Annotated in this window: 7 protein-coding genes; 4 read left to right on the plus strand and 3 right to left on the minus strand. The window is 71.2% G+C overall.

From position 1 onward, the window contains the following. The first annotated feature begins 57 nt into the window (after nucleotides 1-57). The 3 genes from SACHA_RS0104170 (at nucleotide 58) to SACHA_RS0104180 (ending at nucleotide 1260) form a co-directional block, all read left to right on the plus strand. Complete coding sequence (locus SACHA_RS0104170; protein ID WP_019807455.1) at nucleotides 58-408, plus strand: DUF190 domain-containing protein; 351 nt, start codon at nucleotides 58-60, stop codon at nucleotides 406-408. Next, a complete protein-coding gene (gene crcB / locus SACHA_RS0104175; RefSeq protein WP_019807456.1) occupies nucleotides 405-779 on the plus strand; it encodes a fluoride efflux transporter CrcB in 375 nt (124 codons plus the stop codon). Before SACHA_RS0104170 ends, crcB begins: the two co-directional genes overlap by 4 nt. A 79-nt stretch (nucleotides 780-858) precedes the next feature. Next, nucleotides 859-1260: a nitroreductase family deazaflavin-dependent oxidoreductase gene (locus tag SACHA_RS0104180; RefSeq protein ID WP_019807457.1), complete on the plus strand. Its 402-nt coding sequence runs from the start codon at nucleotides 859-861 to the stop codon at nucleotides 1258-1260. On the opposite strand, the gene SACHA_RS0104185 is transcribed toward SACHA_RS0104180, so the two are convergent. Both SACHA_RS0104185 and SACHA_RS0104190 read right to left on the minus strand, forming a co-directional pair. After that, complete coding sequence (locus SACHA_RS0104185; RefSeq protein WP_019807458.1) at nucleotides 1248-1895, minus strand: DsbA family oxidoreductase; 648 nt, start codon at nucleotides 1893-1895, stop codon at nucleotides 1248-1250. The two genes, SACHA_RS0104180 and SACHA_RS0104185, sit on opposite strands and share 13 nt — an antisense overlap. A gap of 30 nt (nucleotides 1896-1925) precedes the next feature. Then, on the minus strand, nucleotides 1926-3371 hold the full coding sequence (locus SACHA_RS0104190) for an MFS transporter (protein ID WP_232211805.1): 1446 nt from the start codon (nucleotides 3369-3371) through the stop codon (nucleotides 1926-1928). Nucleotides 3372-3593: 222 nt separating this feature from the next. Here SACHA_RS0104190 and SACHA_RS0104195 point away from each other — a divergent pair, with 222 nt between their 5' ends. Next, nucleotides 3594-4157 carry a TetR/AcrR family transcriptional regulator gene (locus tag SACHA_RS0104195; protein ID WP_020628594.1) on the plus strand — a complete coding sequence of 188 codons (564 nt, stop codon included), beginning with the start codon at nucleotides 3594-3596 and terminating at the stop codon, nucleotides 4155-4157. A gap of 198 nt (nucleotides 4158-4355) precedes the next feature. Here SACHA_RS0104195 and SACHA_RS25960 read toward each other — a convergent pair. Further along, nucleotides 4356-4806: alpha/beta hydrolase family protein (locus SACHA_RS25960; RefSeq protein ID WP_157601587.1), on the minus strand; the 451-nt coding region annotated here is incomplete at its 5' end.

The raw sequence follows: 4806 nt of genomic DNA on the forward strand, positions 1-4806 counted from the left end.
GCTGCGCCCCCGCCCGCGGCGCGGCGGTGGTGGCGACGAGCGGGACGCGGAGGAGCGGTGAGACACCTGTCCGGCCGGGCGCTCCGGCTCATCGTGCACGTCGGAGAGGACGACGTGTGGCGGCACCGGCCGCTGTATCGCGAGATCGTGCGGCGCGCCCGCGATGCGGGGCTGGCCGGCGCCTCGGTGCTGCGCGGTATCGAGGGCTACGGCGCCAACTCCCTGATCCACACCAGCAGCCTGCTGTCGTTGTCCGAGGACCTGCCGGTCGCCGTGGTGATCGTGGACGAGCCGGAGCGGGTGCGGGCGTTCGTGCCCGAGCTGGAGGAGCTGCTCGACGGGGGCATGGTGACACTCGACGAGGTCGAGGTGGTGCGGTACGCGGCCCGGAACAGGGACCGGGCGTGACGGTGCTGTGGGTGGCGCTCGGCGGCGCGGCCGGGGCGGTGCTGCGGTACGTGCTGGACCAGCGGGTGCAGCGCGCCACCGGCTCGGCATTCCCGTGGGGCACGTTGACGGTGAATCTCGTCGGTTCGGCCCTGCTCGGGCTGCTCACCGGCTGGTCGATGGCCACCGGCGGCACGGACACGGCCCGGACGCTGCTCGGTACCGGGCTGGCCGGGGCGCTGACCACCTTCTCCACGTTCGGTTATGAGACGGTCCGGCTCGTCACCGAACGCGCGCACGTCTACGCCGTGGCGAACGTGGTGCTGACGGTGCTCGCCGGGTTCGGCGCGGCGGGCGGCGGGATCGCCCTGGCCCTCGCGGTGTGGTCCTGACCCCCGGCGTCCGGCCCGGGACCGCCGCCCACCGCAACTCCCCTGGCGCGGCCCGGGTGGGCGCGCGAGAGTGGTCGGCATGGTGCTGCCGAAGACACTCGCGCGGTTCAACCGGGTCGCCACCAACCGGGTGGCCGGGCGGATCGCGCCCCGCATGCCGGGCATGGGACTGCTGACCCACGTCGGCCGACGGTCCGGGCGCCGGTACCGCACCCCGCTGAACGCCTTCCCCACCCGCGACGGCTACGTGCTGCCGGTGACCTACGGCGCGGACAGCGACTGGGTGCGCAACGTCCTGGCCGCGGGCGGTGGGGAACTGACCACCCGCGGCCGGACCGTGCGGCTGGAGGACGCGCGGCTGGTGCGGGACCGGACCCGTGCCGCCGTCCCGGCCGTGGCACGCCCGCTGCTCGGCCTGGCGGGGGTGGACCAGTTCGTCTTCCTCACCGAGGCGGCACACGGTTCATTTCATTCCGCCTGACGTGGTGGCGCGGACGTCTCGAGTGCGGCGAACAGGGCGTCTTCGGACTGGGCACCGATGAGTACGGGGCCCCCTTCCACCGAGAATCGCGGCACGGTGGTGATGCCGTCGTCACGGGTGCGCTGGAGCTCACTGCGGACGGCGTCGGTGCCGTCGTCGCTCCACACGACTCCGGTCTCGGCGGCGAGGTCCCGCAGGGTGTGCTCGTCGGCGATGTTGTGGCCGTCGACGAAGTAGGCGTGAAACAGGCTCGTGACCATGTCCTCGGCCCGCCCCTGGTGGGCGGCCACGGCGATGAGCCGGTGTGCGTCGAAGGTGTTGGCGAACACGGCCCTGTCGAAGTGGAGCTCGGTCCCGTCGGCATCGAAGAGGGCGCGCACGTGGGCCACCTTGTCCGCAGCGTCGGGTCCGAGATCGCGGTCGTGCACCTCGGTGAGCGGTTCACCGGCGGTGGGGGCGTGCGGTGCCACCTGGAAGGGGCGGAACGCGACCTCGATGGTTCGGCCGGCGGCTCGATGTCGGGCGGCTGCTCGGGCGAAGCGGGCGTAGCCGAGGTAGGACCAGACGCAGGCGATGTCCAGGACGAGGGCGACGTGTCGTGCGGGCCTGTCGGTATGTGCCGTGTGTTCCGGCATCGTGGCACCTCATTCTCTCCGGCGTTGTTGTCAGCGAGGCGCGCTGAGATCGTTGCTGGTTTCGTCAGTTTTTTCGGCCGGTGCCGAGGGGGTGGTGACTGACAGCGGTTTTTCCGGCAGGACCAGGGCGAGGATGACGGCGAGGGCGGCCACCGGCGTGAGTGCGGTGAACAGGTCGGCGAATGCGGCGGAGACCTCGACGCGAGCGGCCGCGGCGGCGGGCCCGGTCCGGAGCCCGTGGGTGAGCGCATCGAGCTGGGGTCCGACGCGGCCGGTGAGCAGTCCGCCGAGCACGCCGATGGCGAGTGTGGAGCCGAGTTGGCGGAAGAACGTGCTGGCTGCGGTGGCTGCGCCGAGATGGGCGGCGTCGACGGCGTTCTGCAGCGCGAGCACGGCCGGTTGCATGGTCAGTCCCAGGCCGCTTCCCACCAGCGTCAGTGCGGTCACGAACAGCAGGGTGCCGGTGTCGGTGCTGACCGTGGTGAGCAGGCCGAAGCCGGCGGTGATGGCGAGGGAACCGATGATGAGGAACGGACGGTACCTGCCGAAGCGCGTGATGAGGTTGCCTCCGGCGAGGTTGGCGACGAGAACCCCACCGGTGAGCGGCAGCAGCAGGGCACCCGCGGTGGCTGCGGAGTGGCCTTGCACGGTCTGGGTGAACAGCGGGGCATGGACGACGGCGGCGATCATCGCCGCTCCGGTGATGAAGGACAGGCCGACTCCGGCGGCGACGATGCGGGAGCGCATCACTCGCAAGGGCAGGACGGGATCGCTGTGGCGGGCCTGCCAGAGCAGATAGGCGAGCGCTGCCAGCGTGGCCGTGACCAGCAGTGCGGTGCGGTAGGGCTCAGCGGCCAGTGGCGTGTCCTCGCTCAGCGCCAGCAGCAGGGCCGAACTCGCGAGGGCGATCAGGACGGCACCGAGAATGTCGATCCGCCGCCGCTGCGGCGGCGATGGTGCCGCGGGCGGGAGGCACCGGGCGGCGATGATCATCGCCGGGATGACCAGCGGCAGGTTGATCCAGAAGGCGGCGCGCCAGCCGAGGGTTCCGGCGAAGATCCCGCCGATCAGTGGCCCGAGAATGCTGGCACCGGCCAGCACTGCGCCCTGTCGTCCATGGTAGCGGCCGCGGATCCGGGCCGGAAACAGTTCTCCGGTGATGATGGGAGTCAGCGCCATCAATCCGCCGGTGCCGAGGCCCTGGATCGCGCGTGCGATCAGCATGACCGGCATGGTCGGTGCGAAGGCCACCGAGGCCGATCCGAGCAGGAACACCACGGAGGCGGCGACGTAGAGACTGCGACTGCCGGCGAGGTCGGCGGCCTTGCCCCACAGCGGGATGGACACGGCGGTGGTGAGCAGGTAGCTCGTGACCACCCAGGCCAGCAGACCCGCGCCGCCGAGTTCGGCCAGGATCGACGGCAGCACCGTGGCCACGACCGTCGAGTCCATCGCGGCCAGGAACACCACGACCATCATGGCCCGGAACGCGGCCACCGTCCCCGGCCGCGGCTCCGGCAGCGGAACCTGGTCCTCCGCTGCTCTCGGTGTTGTCTCCACCGGGTCCCTCCCTACGCGCGGCAACTATCGTACAGTTGTGTATCGTAGATGCCGCTCCGGCATCTATGCAACATGACTGTTCTATAGAGGAGGAATGTGAACCGCAGTGATCCGCGTGCGGTCCGTACCCGCCAGGCTGTGCTCGACGCGACCGTGACCCTGCTCGCGGAGCGTGGTGTCGAGGCGATGACGATGGACGCCGTCGCCTCGGCCGCCGGCATTTCGCGGAGCACGCTGTATCGGCACTGGTCGGACCGGCTACCACTGCTCGTGGACGCCATCGAGCACCTCGGCGAGCAGATCAACGAGGAGAGCACGGAGGGGTCCGACGGGGACCACACCCTCGAAGCGAAGTTGCAGCGTGTCATGGGATCGCTCGGTGCGGGGCTGCGATCGCCGAAGTGGGGTCCGATCTCCGGCAGCCTCGCCGCCGCAGCCGAGCACGATGCAGCGCTGGCTGAGGTATACCGCGACTATGTGCTGAGCCGACGGGAGCGTGTCGTGGCCGTACTACGGGAATCGCAGCACCATGGAGAGCTTCCGGGTTCGCTCGATCTGGACTGGGCCGTGAGCCTGCTCGCGGGGCCGCTCTACTACCACCGGCTGGTTCTGCACCAGCCCCTCGACGAACCCGCGGTGGCTGAGCACGTGCGCCGCACATCGGTCCTGCTGCTCGCGGCCGATACCCGGTTGGCTGGGTAGCGGTCCGGCAGCCGATCCGCACGCCGTCGGAGGTCAGCTCGAAGGCGATGCGGGCGGCGGACCACTGTGCTCACGGCGCCGATGCCCGAGGCGCATGGCCACGTCGACCGCGGTGGCGGTGGGCTGCCGACGCGGACTGCTGCTGGGGTCCCGCAACCCGCGTTCGCCGACCTGTTCGGAGCGGCGGGGTCCGCACCGTCAGTCGGAGTTCGGGTCCCCGGCGACGCCCAGCTCCCGCCTGAGCCAGTCGACCTGGGTGCGCATCAGGTTCTCCGCGACCTCCTCGGCCTGCGGGGTCATGTGCGTGGCGCCCGGCAGTGGCAGGAACGTGTGCGCACGCCCGGCCGCCAGCAGCGCCGAGGACAGGCGCAGGGAGTGGGCGACGAACACGTTGTCGTCGGCCAGCCCGTGCACGATCATCAGTGGTCTGCGCAGCCGGTCGGCGTCGGCGGGCAGCGAGTTGTGGGCGTAGACCTCGGGGTTCTCGTCCGGGTGGCCCAGGTAGCGCTCGGTGTAGGCGGTGTCGTAGAGGGCCCAGTCGGTGACCGGGGCGCCCGCCACGGCGGCGTGGAACACGTCCGGGCGCCGCAGCACCGCCAGGGCGGCCAGGTAGCCGCCGTAGGACCAGCCGCGGATGGCCACCCGGTCC

The organism is Saccharomonospora halophila 8 (genome assembly GCF_000383775.1).
In the GTDB taxonomy this organism is placed as follows: Bacteria; Actinomycetota; Actinomycetes; order Mycobacteriales; family Pseudonocardiaceae; genus Saccharomonospora; species Saccharomonospora halophila.